At 44.3% G+C, this 14,351-nt stretch carries 15 protein-coding genes; 11 read left to right on the top strand and 4 right to left on the bottom strand.

Annotated elements, in window-relative coordinates; all coding sequences use genetic code 11:
- The first annotated feature begins 2 nt into the window (after nucleotides 1-2).
- Genes MVI27_RS06895 through MVI27_RS06905 form a run of 3 tightly spaced genes read left to right on the top strand, consistent with a single transcriptional unit; the run spans nucleotide 3 to nucleotide 2,610 of the window.
- A complete protein-coding gene (locus MVI27_RS06895) occupies nucleotides 3-704 on the top strand; it encodes a lycopene cyclase domain-containing protein (RefSeq protein WP_246960075.1) in 702 nt (233 codons plus the stop codon).
- Entirely contained in the window at nucleotides 701-1,186 is a 486-nt protein-coding gene (locus MVI27_RS06900; RefSeq protein ID WP_246960076.1) for an SRPBCC family protein, read from the top strand. The genes MVI27_RS06895 and MVI27_RS06900 overlap by 4 nt, the downstream gene beginning before the upstream one ends.
- Nucleotides 1,183-2,610 (top strand): SDR family oxidoreductase, encoded by a 1,428-nt coding sequence (locus MVI27_RS06905; RefSeq protein WP_246960077.1) that lies wholly within the window; start codon nucleotides 1,183-1,185, stop codon nucleotides 2,608-2,610. Before MVI27_RS06900 ends, MVI27_RS06905 begins: the two co-directional genes overlap by 4 nt.
- Nucleotides 2,611-2,613: 3 nt before the next feature.
- Here the strand turns inward: MVI27_RS06905 and ggt are convergent, their stop codons facing one another.
- Nucleotides 2,614-4,296 carry a gamma-glutamyltransferase gene (gene ggt / locus MVI27_RS06910; protein ID WP_246960078.1) on the bottom strand — a complete coding sequence of 561 codons (1,683 nt, stop codon included), beginning with the start codon at nucleotides 4,294-4,296 and terminating at the stop codon, nucleotides 2,614-2,616.
- A 216-nt stretch (nucleotides 4,297-4,512) separates the two neighbouring features.
- Between ggt and MVI27_RS06915 the strand changes: the two genes are divergently transcribed.
- From MVI27_RS06915 to rplI, 5 genes are all read left to right on the top strand, one after another.
- Nucleotides 4,513-5,475 carry an NAD-dependent epimerase/dehydratase family protein gene (locus MVI27_RS06915; RefSeq protein ID WP_246960079.1) on the top strand — a complete coding sequence of 321 codons (963 nt, stop codon included), beginning with the start codon at nucleotides 4,513-4,515 and terminating at the stop codon, nucleotides 5,473-5,475.
- Between the two features lie 221 nt (nucleotides 5,476-5,696).
- Nucleotides 5,697-7,298: a T9SS-dependent choice-of-anchor J family protein gene (locus MVI27_RS06920; protein WP_246960080.1), complete on the top strand. Its 1,602-nt coding sequence runs from the start codon at nucleotides 5,697-5,699 to the stop codon at nucleotides 7,296-7,298.
- Between the two features lie 170 nt (nucleotides 7,299-7,468).
- A complete protein-coding gene (gene rpsF, locus MVI27_RS06925; RefSeq protein ID WP_246960081.1) occupies nucleotides 7,469-7,810 on the top strand; it encodes a 30S ribosomal protein S6 in 342 nt (113 codons plus the stop codon).
- Nucleotides 7,811-7,830: 20 nt separating this feature from the next.
- Nucleotides 7,831-8,133 (top strand): 30S ribosomal protein S18, encoded by a 303-nt coding sequence (rpsR, locus tag MVI27_RS06930; protein ID WP_246960082.1) that lies wholly within the window; start codon nucleotides 7,831-7,833, stop codon nucleotides 8,131-8,133.
- Nucleotides 8,134-8,261: 128 nt separating this feature from the next.
- Nucleotides 8,262-8,783, top strand: coding sequence for a 50S ribosomal protein L9 (gene rplI, locus MVI27_RS06935; RefSeq protein ID WP_246960083.1), 522 nt, complete (start codon nucleotides 8,262-8,264; stop codon nucleotides 8,781-8,783).
- Nucleotides 8,784-9,190: 407 nt separating this feature from the next.
- On the opposite strand, the gene MVI27_RS06940 is transcribed toward rplI, so the two are convergent.
- Nucleotides 9,191-10,723, bottom strand: a complete 1,533-nt coding sequence (locus MVI27_RS06940) for an FMN-binding glutamate synthase family protein (protein ID WP_246960084.1) — start codon at nucleotides 10,721-10,723, stop codon at nucleotides 9,191-9,193.
- A 638-nt stretch (nucleotides 10,724-11,361) separates the two neighbouring features.
- Between MVI27_RS06940 and MVI27_RS06945 the strand changes: the two genes are divergently transcribed.
- From MVI27_RS06945 to MVI27_RS06955, 3 genes are all read left to right on the top strand, one after another.
- Nucleotides 11,362-12,048 (top strand): DUF4197 family protein, encoded by a 687-nt coding sequence (locus MVI27_RS06945; RefSeq protein WP_246960085.1) that lies wholly within the window; start codon nucleotides 11,362-11,364, stop codon nucleotides 12,046-12,048.
- Between the two features lie 61 nt (nucleotides 12,049-12,109).
- Nucleotides 12,110-12,418, top strand: a complete 309-nt coding sequence (locus MVI27_RS06950) for a DUF493 domain-containing protein (RefSeq protein WP_246960086.1) — start codon at nucleotides 12,110-12,112, stop codon at nucleotides 12,416-12,418.
- A 13-nt stretch (nucleotides 12,419-12,431) separates the two neighbouring features.
- Nucleotides 12,432-13,325 carry a TIGR01777 family oxidoreductase gene (locus MVI27_RS06955; RefSeq protein WP_246960087.1) on the top strand — a complete coding sequence of 298 codons (894 nt, stop codon included), beginning with the start codon at nucleotides 12,432-12,434 and terminating at the stop codon, nucleotides 13,323-13,325.
- Here MVI27_RS06955 and MVI27_RS06960 read toward each other — a convergent pair whose 3' ends face one another.
- Both MVI27_RS06960 and MVI27_RS06965 read right to left on the bottom strand, forming a co-directional pair.
- Nucleotides 13,326-13,673 (bottom strand): ArsC/Spx/MgsR family protein, encoded by a 348-nt coding sequence (locus MVI27_RS06960; RefSeq protein ID WP_246960088.1) that lies wholly within the window; start codon nucleotides 13,671-13,673, stop codon nucleotides 13,326-13,328. It abuts the gene before it with no gap.
- Between the two features lie 47 nt (nucleotides 13,674-13,720).
- The gene (locus tag MVI27_RS06965) at nucleotides 13,721-14,335 is read right to left on the bottom strand and encodes a deoxynucleoside kinase (protein WP_246960089.1); all 615 of its coding nucleotides are present in this window, start codon (nucleotides 14,333-14,335) and stop codon (nucleotides 13,721-13,723) included.
- Nucleotides 14,336-14,351 lie beyond the last annotated feature (16 nt).

Raw genomic sequence — 14,351 nt, forward strand, 5'->3', positions numbered from 1 at the left:
TCTTGCAATCATTCTACTACTTACTTCTCGACGTTTTTAGCTTTTTAATTCCTTTTGTTTTTAGCTTCGAGCGAAAACGCATGCATTTCATCCGCTACTGGAAACCTTATTTCCTGGCGATTATTATTGTCGGATTTTTCTTTATAGCCTGGGATGTTTTTTTCACGTATCAGCAGGTCTGGGGTTTTAATGATGAATATCTGATTGGACTCCGAATTCTCGGGATGCCACTGGAGGAGTATCTTTTCTTTTTACTAATTCCGTACGCCAGTGTTTTTATTCATTACTCGCTGGAATATTTTTACCCTAAAATAATGCTGAGCGAAAAAGCTACCAGCGTAATCAGCTGGATTTTATTTCTAACAGGACTTACTTTAACTGTTTTATACCATGAAAGGCTGTACACTTTTGTCTGCCTGGGCCTTTTTACGATTCTGCTGTTATTTCAGCTCATTTACAAATGGGAAGTGGCGCGAAGATTTTATCTGAGCTTTATTATCATCTTCATTCCTTTCTATTTTGTGAACGGCGCGCTTACCGGCAGTTATTCCGCAGAGCCGGTGGTGTATTATGACAATAATGAAAATCTGGGAATCAGGTTGGGAACCATTCCGGTGGAGGACAGCTTTTATTGTTTTGCGCTTTTGTACAGCATTACCTTATTATTTGAATATTTAAAAACTAAATTTCCAGTGCAGCCATGAACATCGTTTTAAAGAAGCAATCCGGCATTTATACGTTGACCTCGGAGCAGATTTTACCGGTCAGTCTTGAAAAAGCCTGGGCATTCTTCACGGTACCCATGAACCTGGATAAAATTACGCCGCCGGAAATGAAATTTTATATTACCAATAACCCACCGCCCACCACGTATCGCGGCCAGATCATCACCTATAAAATCGGAATTTTTCCGCTTGTTAAATCCAATTGGATTACCGAAATTACGCACCTGGAGGATCGCAGGTTTTTCGTGGACGAGCAGCGGTTTGGCCCGTATGCGATGTGGCATCATGAACACCATTTCGAAGAGATGCCGGACGGGCAGGTGAAAATGACCGACATTGTGAATTTTAAATTACCGTTCGGGGTTATTGGCGACCTTCTTGCAGGCAGCTCCGTAACAAATAAGGTAAAGTTTATCTTCAAAAGCAGATACGAAATTTTGCAAAAGTTTTTTCCATCATGAAAATATTCCTCACTGGCGTTACCGGTTACATCGGCAAAAGATTACTAATTCAATTAGTGGCAGACGGGCACCATGTGGTGTGTTCCGTCCGGGATAAACATCGGTTCAGTACGGATCTTTTCAAAAACAACCTAAGTCAGATTGAGGTGATTGAAAACGATTTTTTAATCGAGGATACCCTTCAGAACATCCCGGAGGATATCGATGCCGCATACTATCTCGTTCACTCCATGTCCTCCGGCAAAGGTGATTTTTTAAAAAAAGAAAAACAGTCTGCGTTGAATTTCAGAAGCGCACTGGAAAAGACAAGCGTTAAGCAGGTTATCTTTCTGACAGGTATCGTCAACGAGAAAAAGCTGTCGCGGCATTTGCAGTCCCGCAAAAATGTGGAAGAAGCACTGCACAGCAGCCATTATGCACTCACGAGTTTACGGGCGGCCATCATCGTGGGCAGTGGCAGCGCCTCGTTCGAGATTATCCGTGATCTGGTGGAGAAGCTTCCGGTTATGATTACGCCCAAATGGCTGAACACCCAATGCCAGCCTATCGCTATCCGGAATGTGATGCAGTTCCTGACCGGTGTCCTCGGGCAGGAATTCACTTATAACCAGCATTATGATATTGCAGGCAGTGATGTACTGACTTATAAACAGATGCTGCTGGAATATGCCAAAATTCGCGGCCTGAAGCGAAAGATTATCACGATTCCCGTGATGTCTCCGCGATTTTCTTCGTACTGGCTGTATTTTGTGACTTCTACGAGTTATCCGTTAGCAAAGAATCTGGTGGACAGCATGAAAGTGGACGTAGTTGCCGAGCCCAACAATTTAGCGGAGCGGCTCAACATCCATGTATTTTCTTACTGTGAAGCCATCCGCATGGCGTTTGACAAGATTAAGCAAAACGATGTGCTTTCCAGCTGGTTTGACTCTTTCAGTAACCAGTTTCATAAAAGAAAAGTATGGCAATACCTGGAGGTTCCGGATGAAGGTTGTTATAAGGATATCCGCGAGATGAAGGTTGACGACGAGGAAAAAGCTTTGGAAAGAATCTTTAGTATTGGCGGTAAAACCGGCTGGTACTATGCAGACTTCCTGTGGCGTACCCGGGGTTTTCTGGACAAACTGTTTGGCGGTGTGGGATTACGCCGCGGCCGCCGGAATACGAATACACTCCAGGCGGGAGATTCGGTGGATTTCTGGCGTGTGTTGTATGCCAGCAAAAGTGAGAATCGCCTGCTGCTGTTTGCCGAAATGAAAGTTCCGGGTGAAGCCTGGCTGGAGTTCAGGATTAAAGACGGCATTTTGCATCAGGAAGCCACCTTTCGGCCGCTGGGAATTTCCGGAAGGCTGTATTGGTATTCTGTATTACCTTTTCACGGTTTAATATTCAACGGAATGCTGAAGAAACTGGCCGGTCAGTAAGTTTTATTCCGCTGCAGCCGAATCGTCGCCCCGCCAATCCGCAATACCGGTGACGCCATCTTTTTTAATCAAAATCAATTCGGTACGACCGATATTACCGCGTTCAGTGACGGTGTAATTTTTATCTTCGAGTTTTTGACGGACTGACTTTGGAAAGCGTTTCTCTACCGAAACTGTTTCAGGCAGCCACTGATGATGAAATTTCGGCGCATTTACCGCCGCGGCCGGTGAGAGCTCAAAGTCAATGACATTCACAATCGTTTGATACACGCTTGTTGGAATAGTCGTGCCACCGGGCGTTCCAACCACCATAAAAGGTTTTCCATTTTTAAGAACAACCGTAGGCGTCATGGAACTCAGCATTCTTTTTCCGGGCTGTATCGCATTGGCCTCACCACCCACAGCACCGAACATATTCGGTACACCGGGCTTGATGGAGAAATCATCCATTTCATTATTTAATAAGAAGCCAGCCCCACGCACCACTACCCTGCTTCCATACAAGCCGTTTAAAGTAGTCGTAACGGCCACCGCATTGCCATACCGGTCCGTGATGGAAATGTGCGTGGTTTCAGTAGATTCCGTAACGGGTTGTATAATATCGCCCACGTCCGCGCTGGGAGTTGCTTTTTTAAAACTAAAACTGCTCCAGCGGCTGCGAACATATTCCCGGGAGGTGAGTTTTTCAGTTTCATCCGTAATGAAAGCCGGGTCACCCATATAAGCTGCGCGGTCTGCGAAGGCACGGCGTTCTGCTTCTACCATGATCTGCACGGCTTCTGTGGAATTTTGTGCGTAGTGCTGCAGTCCTGCCAACTCGGACATTTGCAGCATCTGGCTCAGCAAAATCCCGCCACTGGACGGTAATGGCATAGTGACGATTTGATGCCCGTCGTACGGTATTTCAAGTGGCGTGCGTTCGTGTACTTTATAATTTTTTAAATCTTCGGCGGTGATAATGCCGCCGGAACGTTTCATTTCCTGCACGATAAGATCAGCTGTTTTGCCACTGTAGAAACCTGCCAGACCGTCTTGCTGGATGCGTCTCAGGGTTTGCGCGAGTTCGGGTTGTTTCAGAATATCTCCCGGATACCAGGTGCGGTTTTTCTGAAAGGCCGTTTGATGCCTATTAAACTTTGCGAAATCTGTGGCATGTTCATTAAGCAGGTCAGCTTCGTGCACTGTGAGCGAAACTCCCTTTTCCGCCAGATCAATGGCAGGCTGGATCAGTTCGGCCATGGGCAGATTTGCGTAGCGGTGGGTCGCAAAAAGTCCGGCGATCGTACCCGGAATACCCACGGCCAGCGACCCATTTTGTGAAAGATCCGTATTTGCATTACCTGAATCATCCAGGTACATATCGCGATGGGCCGCCGCAGGTGCGGTTTCACGGAAATCGAGGGCGAGCTTCTCACCGTTTGCCCTTGTTGCCACCATAAAGCCGCCACCACCGATGTTGCCAGCCTGCGGATATACCACTGCCAAGGCATATTGAACTGCAATTGCTGCATCAAACGCATTGCCGCCTTTCCGTAGAATTTCGGCGCCGGCTTCACTTGCCAACGGATGCGCGGAAACCACCATGCCGCCGGTGTCGGATGAGTTCTGTTTCTGTATTTTGATATTGGTGAACTGCGCAAACAGGAAGCCGGGAACGGCCAATATGAGAAGTACTGATTTTTTCATGGTTGCAAAATTTGACCAAATTTAATTAAAAATGCACAAAACGCGCGGAGACAAACCGAACTGCAACCCGGCTTGAGCGGAGCTCTCCCGCGCCAGCGAAGGCGCGGGAAGCGGGAGCGGAAGACGGATTTAGTTGCCCAAATAAATATTCTGACGCTGCCGGCTGAAATTCACAATGCAAATGAGTAAATTTGTGGGAAATTATAAAAAAGTACTATGCGATCCAAATCAGAAAAGATTCTTATTACCGGCGCGCTGGGCCAGATTGGCACGGAACTGACGAACCGGCTGGTTGAAATACACGGTGCCGATAGTGTTGTAGCTTCGGGACTGGACCGTTTTCAGAAAGGCATTACTGCGGCGGGACATTATGAACGAATGGATGTTACCAATACGCAGCTGGTGCGGCAGGTGATTCAGGATTATGAGATTACAACGGTGTACCACCTCGCCTCCTTACTGTCGGGAACTTCCGAGAAACAGCCGCTGTTCGCCTGGAAACTCAATCTGGAGCCCCTGTTGCATTTCTGTGAAATGGCAAAGGAAGGGCTAATTAAGAAAATTTTCTGGCCGAGTTCGATTGCGGTTTTCGGCAAAGGATTGCCCAAGCATGACGTAGGTCAGGATGTGGTACTGAATCCGACGACGGTGTACGGCATTAGTAAAATGGCAGGTGAAAAATGGTGTGAATATTATTTTGATAAATACGGTGTGGATGTACGAAGCATCCGCTATCCGGGCCTGATTTCATGGAAAACACCGGCAGGCGGCGGCACAACGGATTACGCAGTGGAAATATTCTATGAAGCGATTAATGAAGGAAAGTACACAAGTTTTATTTCTGAAAACACGGGGATGCCGATGCTATATATGGATGATGCGATCAACGCGACGCTGGCGCTAATGGAGGCTCCGAAGGAAAACCTGACCGTACATACTTCATACAATTTAGGCGGGCTCTCCTTTACACCGGCGGAGCTGGCAGCCGAAATTAAAAAGCACATTCCGGAGTTTGAGATTTCTTACGAGCCTGATTTCCGGCAGCAGATTGCCGATTCCTGGCCGGCCTCCATTGACGATTCCCGTGCGAAGGAAGACTGGAATCTAAGTTATGATTTCGATATTGCATCGATGACGGAAGATATGCTCAAAAACCTGAGGATTAAACTTGGGAAATAAGAATTTTATATTATATGAAGGAGCCTGCGTAAGCGGGCTTTTTTATGCCCCGAATTATGCTTTTTCTCAGAATGTGGCACAGTTCCGCACTGCAACCTGTTATTATTATCTATGCAAGCATTTCTATTTAGCCTGTATAATTTAATAATAAAAAGCAATTTGTTTTGCTGATATAAAAATATTTTTCTAACTTCGGCAGATAACTAACCAAATTTTATGTTATGAAAAAAACTTTACTTACTGCCTCTTTACTGGCAATGCCATTTTTGGCAACATCGCAAATCTTCCAGGAAGATTTTGATGGGAATGGTCCGGGGATCGGTGCCTGGACAAAGATTGATGTGGATGGCCTCCCACACGCTGAAGCAGTGGCACAGTATGATGCGAGTGCCTGGATTCGGGTAGACCGCGGCGGCCCGACTCCCAATTATGGTGGCCCCGATGGAAATTATGCAGCTGCCAGTTCATCCTGGTATGATCCGGCCGGCACTTCCAACGACTGGTTAATTTCGCCGGCTATTGCGATCCCTGCCGGAGGAGCTGATTTATCTTGGGAAGCCAAAGCACAAGATCCGGATTTCCGCGACGGATATAAAGTAATGCTGGCTCCAAGCGGTGGCAATACGGTGGCTGATTTTACAGTGACGCTCTACAGCACAGCGGCTGAAAATGGTGCCTGGATCAAAAGAACGGCATCACTGGCGGATTATGCCGGCACCAGCGTACGCATTGCCTTTGTAAATAATTCTACCGATAAATTCGTGTTGCTGCTGGACAATATTCTGGTAAAGGATATTCCGACAGAAGCGCCCGGATGCCCTACGCTCACTTCGCCGGCAAACAGCACGACCGGAGTTGATTATAACGTTCCTTTATCATTGAAATGGACCGCAGCAACAATGGGTGGCGAAGCATCAGCTTACGACGTTTACCTGGATACCAACCCGGACCCAACTACTTTACTGGGCTCCACTTCGGAAATGTCCTACAACGTACTGAATCTGGAAGCTGATAAGACCTATTATTGGAAAGTAGTTCCCAAAAACAGTGTTGGTGCTGCAACAGGCTGTACGGTATTCAGTTTTACCACGATGGCAAATCCATTTGCGCCGTATTGCGGACCGCTGAATTTCACCTCCAAAACAGAGCCTATTACGTTAGTAAATTTTGCAGGTATTAATAATGTGACCCCTGCGGCGACCTCTAATACAGAAGGACACCAGGACTTTATTAATATTACGGGAAATGTTTCGGCCGGAAACACATATACGATTAAATTGCAAGGGAATACATCAGGAAATTTCAAAAATAACTTCGTGGTATTCATCGACTGGAACCAAAATGGAATACTGGATGATGCAGGAGAAGTGTACCAGGTACCGACCGCCTTGCAAAACTCAACCGGTACGGATGGCAAGGAAGTGACAATGGATATCGCTGTTCCAGCTGATGCAGTTGCCGGTTCTACCAGAATGCGTGTTAAAAAGATTTTCGGCTCTACTAATTTACTTAACCCTTGCATGGGTGCAAGTTATGGCCAGGCAGAAGATTATACGGTGAATGTAGGTACACTCGGCACAAGCGAAGCGAATCGCCAGAATTTGAATGTATACCCGAATCCGGTGCTAGATGTGCTGAATATCGATTCAGACAGCAAATTATCCGGCGTAACGGTACATGATCTGACCGGGAAAGCTGTATCGAGTCACACAATGGCAGCACAGAAAAATCAGATCAATCTGAGCAAACTGTCGCCGGGCGTTTATGTGGTAACTGTTCAAACCGAAGCCGGCAGCAAAACAGTGAAAATTTTGAAAAAGTAATCTTTTCATTTATTATAATTATTGAGGGCCTGCGTAAGCGGGCTTTTTTTGTTTACGGTTTCAAAAAGAACTTGTTTTATTTACAGCAAATTAGAACTCTCTTTTGTTGTGAGACTGCAAAATAAACTTTACTTTTGCAGCTTGTAATATTTAACAAATTATTTAACATCATGAACAACTACGAAACTGTTTTCATTTTAACTCCCGTTCTATCTGACGCACAGGTGGAGGAAGCAGTGAAAAAGTTTGAAGACCTGTTGACTTCAAACAATTGCGAAATTGTCGCCAAAGAAAAATGGGGACTGAAAAAATTAGCTTACCCAATTCAGCTGAAAAAGAATGGTTTCTACACCCTGATCGAATTTAAGGGAGAAGGAACTGTGGTAGCTGATCTGGAGCTCGCCTTCAAACGTGACGAACGAGTGATCCGTTACCTGACTACAAAACTGGACAAGCATGCGATTGACTATGCCGTTACCAGAAGAAACAAACTGAAAGCTGCTAAAGCATAATTTTAAAAAAAGATACAGATATGGCAATCGATGATATGGCTAAACAAGCCTCCGCAGGTGGTGAATCTGAAGTAAGATTTCTGACCCCTGTAGATATTAATACAAAATCCGACAAAAAATACTGCCGTTTCAAAAAATACGGAATTAAGCACGTTGATTACAAAGACGCTGACTTCCTGTTGCAGTTTGTGAACGAGCAGGGTAAAATTTTACCAAGACGCTACACCGGAACTTCCCTGAAATACCAGCGTAAAGTTTCTGCAGCGATCAAAAGAGCACGTCACCTGGCTATGATGCCTTACGTTGCTGACCTTTTAAAATAAGAAACAAAGAGAAGAGGAAAGCGTTCAGTTTTCCTCTTTTTTAAGTTGCTGAATTAAATTTATATTCTAACTGTTTTAAAGAAGCTTTATGAAATTTGCTTCTGCCAAACAAAAACAAGACAACAACAATGGACATTATCCTAAAAAAAGACGTAGAAAACCTGGGACTGGAGTTTGATACCGTAAGTGTTAAACCGGGTTATGCACGTAACTTCCTATTGCCACAAGGCCTGGCAGTACTGGCTACGCCAAAAAACAAAGCGGCACTTGCTGAAACTTTGGAATCAAGAAAAGAAGAAGAAGCAAAATTGGTTTCTGCTGCGAACGCAACGGTTGAGCAACTGAAAAACACCAATATTACCATCGCTGCGAAAGTGGGTACCGGTGATAAACTGTTTGGTTCTATCAACAATGCAGATCTTTCTGAAGAGCTTTCTAAATCAGGCGTTCAGGTTGATAAAAAATACATCAAAATTCCTGGTAACAACATCAAGAGAACCGGTAAATTTACCGCGTTGATCCGTCTGCACAGAAATGTAGAACACAACTTCGATTTCGAAGTAGTATCTGACGCTCCTGCAGAGCCTGTACAAAAGGCTGCTCCTGCTGCTCCTAAAGCTACCACAGAGGAAGAAAATACAGAAGCATAATCAGCTTTTATACTGAATACTAAATCCGAACTCGAAAGGTTCGGATTTTTTGTGTTTGGAGATATGCTGTTAAAAATGCTTTTATGCCAATTGACTTCAGCGGTTTACTTTTATTCAGGAATGCAATTCAGGTTTGCACAACAGAATAAAACGGGCAGATAACAAGCTGAATTCACAAGCCACAATATACCGACAGAAAACCGCTAGTAATCAAAACATAGAAATACCGGACTGAAGAGCATCATAATTATAAAGCTTGGGCAGTCACATGATGACGGGTTTTATAGCTTCTATAAATGATTGTTTTAAAGCCTGTAATGATCATTCAAATGAAAATACTGTGTCAAACCCTATGTGCACAAAAAAAGCTCCGAAAAACGGAGCTTTAGTACAATTAATTTTATCGCTTATTCAAACTTGCTGGCCATTGGCTCAGTTTTCTTCAGATTGGTAAACACTTCAGGGAAGTAACCATCTGCAAGATGTTCAAATTCATCTCCTCTCATGAACATGCTAGCGTCAACATCATCATAAGAAGCGCGGCCTGCCGCTGCCATCAGTTCATTGCAGGTACGCAGTGTATTCTTGTGGAAGTGGTATACACGTTCGCTTTTATCAGTAACATCCAGACCTTTAATCAGCATTTTATCCTGCGTAGCAACCCCGGTAGGACAAGTGTTGGTGTTACAACGCAAGGCCTGAATACAACCCAGTGCAAACATAAATCCGCGCGCATTATTACACATATCAGCACCCATCGCGATGGCACGAAGAATATCCAAAGAAGTCAGGACTTTGCCACTAGCAATCAGTTTCATTTTGTCACGCAGTCCGTAATTGGTCAGCGTACGGTTTACGTAAATTAAAGCAGGCTCCAAAGGCATACCTACCCCATCGGAGAATTCTGGCGGTGCAGCACCGGTACCACCCTCAGCACCATCAATGGTAATAAAATCAGGATAAATTTTCAGGATGTTCATCTGCTCACAGATGTCCTCAAACTCGCTGGTATCACCAATACAAAGTTTAAAACCAACCGGTTTCCCACCAGACAGGTCACGAAGTTGCTTAATAAAATTTAACAACCCGGCTGCATTGGAAAAAGCAGAGTGCGATGGCGGAGAAACAATAGTCATCCCTGGCTGTACGTGACGAATTGCCGCAATCTCGGGTGTATTCTTAGAACCTGGCAACACACCTCCGTGTCCCGGTTTAGCACCTTGTGACAATTTGATTTCAATCATCTTCACCGTCGGTAGTGACACATTTTTCTTAAAGATGTCCGGAGAGAAATTTCCTTCCTCATCACGGCATCCGAAATATCCGGTACCGATCTGCCAGCAAAGGTCACCTCCCTGCAAGTGGTAAGGAGAGATTCCCCCTTCACCTGTATTATGGTAAAATTGTCCTTTCTTAGCTCCACGGTTTAAGGAGATGACCGCACGGTCACTCAAAGAACCAAAACTCATGGCAGAAATGTTAAAAATAGAGGCATTGTATTTTTGGGTACAATCATCACCTCCTACCCACACGCGCGGCAATTCTTCCATCGGTGATTTAGCATAAATAGAATGCTTAATCCCTTCGTAGCGTCGGGTATTAATATCGAGCTGCGTTCCGAAAGGAACGGTATCGGTTAAGTTTTTAGCGCGTCGGTACGCGGCAGAACGCTCATTGCGCGGAAAGGGTTTCCCGTCGGTTTCACGTTCAATAAAGTACTGCTGCATTTCCGGAGAAATACCCTCGAAAAAGTAGCGGAAGTAACCAAGTACCGGGAAGTTCCGGAGGATGGCATGTTTCGTCTGGAAACTGTTATAAATTCCCAGTAAATAGATGCAGGTAAGAAGAACAGGAATCCAGAGGTGCGCCTTTAAAACAAGCGACAGCGCCCAGGTCACCACCAGGATTACAGCTCCCCATTTGATGAATTGATCTCTCATTTCTTTTAATAATTTTCAGTGTTCAAAAATAACAATAATAAACCGACAAAAAAAGCCTCTTTGATTTATTTTGATAAAGCCTAAAACTGATGAGTTCTATTATCTTATTATTCATTGTAAAGCGGTGTTATACAACTTCTTATAATTAATATGCAGTAAAGTATCAGGATTATTAGCTGATCATAATACATTGCGAATTCCTCACCGATTGTATCTCTATATCAATTATAAGCCCAATCTCTTAATAAAGATAAAACGTCGCTTTTGTTCTATTTTTATTTTTATTGACAAAGATAGTTCTATTTTGCATATTTACACTAATGCACCGTATTAAAAACGGGCTCTCATAAATATTGCCATGGCAGTATGGCGGCATCCTTTTATAGATGTTAAAGTGGATGTTTTGCCTTCGTGAAACTCAAGGTCTTTAATACCGCTAGCCTGCTTTTTATAGTTATAAACAAACCATCGATCATTCTTGTCTTAGGTAAATACATGTTATGTCACAGCAGGGCGGTTTTGCAATCTACAAATTCCTCCTTGCAAGTTGAACCAGGCCGGACTGTCACAAATAAGAAGTATGTTCTGATTTGGCGTATTATTTGAGTAATTCTCCATATTTTTTAATTTTAATTCTAATGAGAACAAAAACCATCATAGTTGCAAGTGCTTCCGTTGTGGCGGCAGCGACCACCACGCAAAGTTGTGTGGCACTGGCTACCTCTGCCGTGGGAATTGCCGTACTGAAAAAAGTTCTTTTGGGCGGTATTACCAAAGGGTTGGGTATTTTTGCAGATAAAAACAGCTTTTTAGCGAACCGGCTGATTGATGCGGCCATGCCGTCGCAGTTGCGCGAACTTAATAATACGCTGGAGAAGATCGGCCTTGGAAATCTCGTGCAAAAAGAACGCGAATATATTGCGCAGGCGGCGGCCTTTACAGTAGATGTGTCCCGGCCGGTACTGGTCAATGCGGTAAACTCGCTGACGGCGGAAGATGTGACGCGCATCGTACAGGGCGGAAGCGGCACTGCTACCAAATTACTGCGCGAGAAAACTGAAACCCAACTCATGGCCGCCATTGCACCCAGAGTAGATGCAAAACTTAATGAGTACGGAATTGTGCAGACCTTAAACTCAGCCATGGCCGGAAACAATTTGTTCGGCAGCATTTTCGGAGGACAGCAGAACGCTTCGAACAGCCTTACGTCGGGCATCAGCAGGCTGGCTGCTCAGCAGATGGTTAATGGCCTGTTTAATATTATCGAACAGCACGAACAACAAAATGCGGTGACGCTGCAAAATGCCTTACAGCAGAACCGCTAATCATCTTTTATATAAAACACCTGTTCTCGCGATCCGCGGAAATACTTAAGAATTATTTATTATGCTCAATATTATAGAAAACGACCAGAACGCCAATCCCGAAGAATTTTATAAATCATTAAAAGAAAAACTGGAAGCCACCCATGATTTTCCCGAAGATTATCTTTTTAAATTCATCATCAATAACGATCCCTCCAAACACACAGAAATTTACCGCGTTTTCGATGGCATTAAGTTCACCCTGTCCAGCCGCGAAAGCAAAAACGGAAAATACACCTCCTTAAATATTAACGCTTTTGTGATGGATGCAGACCAAGTCATCCGTATATATAAAGAAGTAGGGAAAATCGATGGTGTTATGATGCTTTAATATCATTAACGAAATGACGATACTCATCACCGGTGGCAGCGGCCTCGTCGGAAAGGCTTTATGTCATCAATTACGTCAGCAGGGACACGTCTTAAAACTGCTCACACGGCATGAACCTGCCACGCAGGAGGAGTTACGCTGGGATCTCACTAAAAAATATATTGATCCAACAACCTTTGAAGGTGTACAATCCATTGTCCACCTGGCCGGCGCGCCGATCAGCCAGCGCTGGACTGAAAAAAACAAGCGTGAAATGTACGCCAGCCGCGTGGATGCTGCCAATCTCCTTCATCAATATGTGAATCAGTCCGGTATTCAGCTCGATAGTTTTGTTTCCGCCTCGGGAATTAATTATTACGGGACGTTTACGGATAATCAAATACTTACGGAAGCGGACGCTGTAGTTCACCACGATTTTCTGTCTGATTTATGTGTAGTCTGGGAACAGGCTGCCGAGCAGTTTCGCGATGTGGCGGAAAGAGTGGTTCATTTGCGTACCCCAATGGTGCTCAGTAATAAAGGTGGCGCCTTGCCACAGTTGCTGCAGATTGTGAATTTAAATCTCTCCGCGCCGGTTGGTTCCGGTAAACAATGGATGAACTGGATTCACCTGGAAGACATGGTCAACATGTACGTGGCTGCTATCGAAAATAGAAAGCTTGATGGCCCTTATAACGCGCTTGCAGATGAAGTTCCGACTAATGCTGATTTTATGAAACAGCTGGCACACGCACGACATAAATTATTTTTACCGATTCCGGTGCCTTCGTTTGTGCTGAAACTTATTTTTGGAGATACGAGTGCGGTACTGCTCACGGGAACCCGCGCTGATAACTCAAAAATTAAAAACACTGATTTTAGTTTTAAATATAAGAAACTGTCGGCAGCCTTGCGGGATTTGGTATAATTAATCTTCGATAAAGAGTTTTGCCACTTCCATCGGGCGTGCAATCATGGCTATTTGTTCCTTGATCAAAATCGGACGTTGCATCAATGAGGGATTTTCTGCCAGAATTTGAAAACATCTGTCTTCACTCAATGTTTCCTGCCCAAACTTTTCCTTAAATAAAGCCTCATTTTTTCGAAGAAGCATTTCTGCGGGAACATTCAGCTTTTTCACCAAGGTTCTCAGTTCGGTATAAGAGAGCGGATGCGCAATGAAATCAATAATTTCAAAAGGCACTCCGTTTTCATCCAGAAATTCCAGAATGCCGCGGCTTTTGGAACAGCTCGGATTGTGTAATACTTTGAGCATGATGGTTATATTATGTTCAAAGTTACAATTTTTTAAAAAAATAAAATTTAGAATAAGCCGTGCAGTTCGGCTTCGGTTCTTTCCAGGATATATCCGAAGTCTTCCGGCCGTTCCACGAAATCCAGATCGTCCACTTCAATCACCAGTAATTTTCCTTCTTTATAGTTGGAAATCCAATGTTCGTACTTCTGATTCAGTTTAGAAAGGTAATCAATGCTGATGGTAGCTTCATAATCACGGCCGCGCTTATAAATCTTCTTCACCAGATTCGGCACATCCGATTTCAGATAAATAAGCAGCTCGGGTGCAGACACAAAACTTTTCATTAACTCGAAAATTGACGAGTAATTTCTGTAGTCGCGGTCGGTGAGCAGCTGCATATCGTTCAGGTTCTGGGCAAAAATATGCGCGTCCTCATAAATCGTGCGGTCCTGTACGATGTTTTTACCGCTCTCGCGGATTTCTTTTACCTGTCGGAATCTGCTGCCCAGAAAATAAATCTGCAGCGCAAAACTCCATTTGCTCATATCCGCATAAAAATCTTCGAGATATGGGTTATGGTCCACATCTTCGAACTGCGCTTCCCAGCCGTAATGTTTGGCCAGCATGGTGGTAAGTGTAGTTTTGCCTGCTCCGATGTTTCCGGTGACCGCGATATGCATAGTATTATATAAAAAT

The organism is Chryseobacterium salipaludis, assembly GCF_022968825.1.
In the GTDB taxonomy this organism is placed as follows: Bacteria; Bacteroidota; Bacteroidia; order Flavobacteriales; family Weeksellaceae; genus Kaistella; species Kaistella salipaludis.

Bases quoted from the DNA above. Each gene is read 5' to 3' on its own strand.
- MVI27_RS06900 (WP_246960076.1), top strand. From the start codon at position 701: ATGAACATCGTTTTAAAGAAGCAATCCGGCATTTATACGTTGACCTCG.
- MVI27_RS06905 (WP_246960077.1), top strand. From the start codon at position 1,183: ATGAAAATATTCCTCACTGGCGTTACCGGTTACATCGGCAAAAGATTA.
- ggt (WP_246960078.1), bottom strand. From the start codon at position 4,296: ATGAAAAAATCAGTACTTCTCATATTGGCCGTTCCCGGCTTCCTGTTT.
- MVI27_RS06915 (WP_246960079.1), top strand. From the start codon at position 4,513: ATGCGATCCAAATCAGAAAAGATTCTTATTACCGGCGCGCTGGGCCAG.
- MVI27_RS06920 (WP_246960080.1), top strand. From the start codon at position 5,697: ATGAAAAAAACTTTACTTACTGCCTCTTTACTGGCAATGCCATTTTTG.
- rpsF (WP_246960081.1), top strand. From the start codon at position 7,469: ATGAACAACTACGAAACTGTTTTCATTTTAACTCCCGTTCTATCTGAC.
- rpsR (WP_246960082.1), top strand. From the start codon at position 7,831: ATGGCAATCGATGATATGGCTAAACAAGCCTCCGCAGGTGGTGAATCT.
- rplI (WP_246960083.1), top strand. From the start codon at position 8,262: ATGGACATTATCCTAAAAAAAGACGTAGAAAACCTGGGACTGGAGTTT.
- MVI27_RS06940 (WP_246960084.1), bottom strand. From the start codon at position 10,723: ATGAGAGATCAATTCATCAAATGGGGAGCTGTAATCCTGGTGGTGACC.
- MVI27_RS06945 (WP_246960085.1), top strand. From the start codon at position 11,362: ATGAGAACAAAAACCATCATAGTTGCAAGTGCTTCCGTTGTGGCGGCA.
- MVI27_RS06950 (WP_246960086.1), top strand. From the start codon at position 12,110: ATGCTCAATATTATAGAAAACGACCAGAACGCCAATCCCGAAGAATTT.
- MVI27_RS06955 (WP_246960087.1), top strand. From the start codon at position 12,432: ATGACGATACTCATCACCGGTGGCAGCGGCCTCGTCGGAAAGGCTTTA.
- MVI27_RS06960 (WP_246960088.1), bottom strand. From the start codon at position 13,673: ATGCTCAAAGTATTACACAATCCGAGCTGTTCCAAAAGCCGCGGCATT.
- MVI27_RS06965 (WP_246960089.1), bottom strand. From the start codon at position 14,335: ATGCATATCGCGGTCACCGGAAACATCGGAGCAGGCAAAACTACACTT.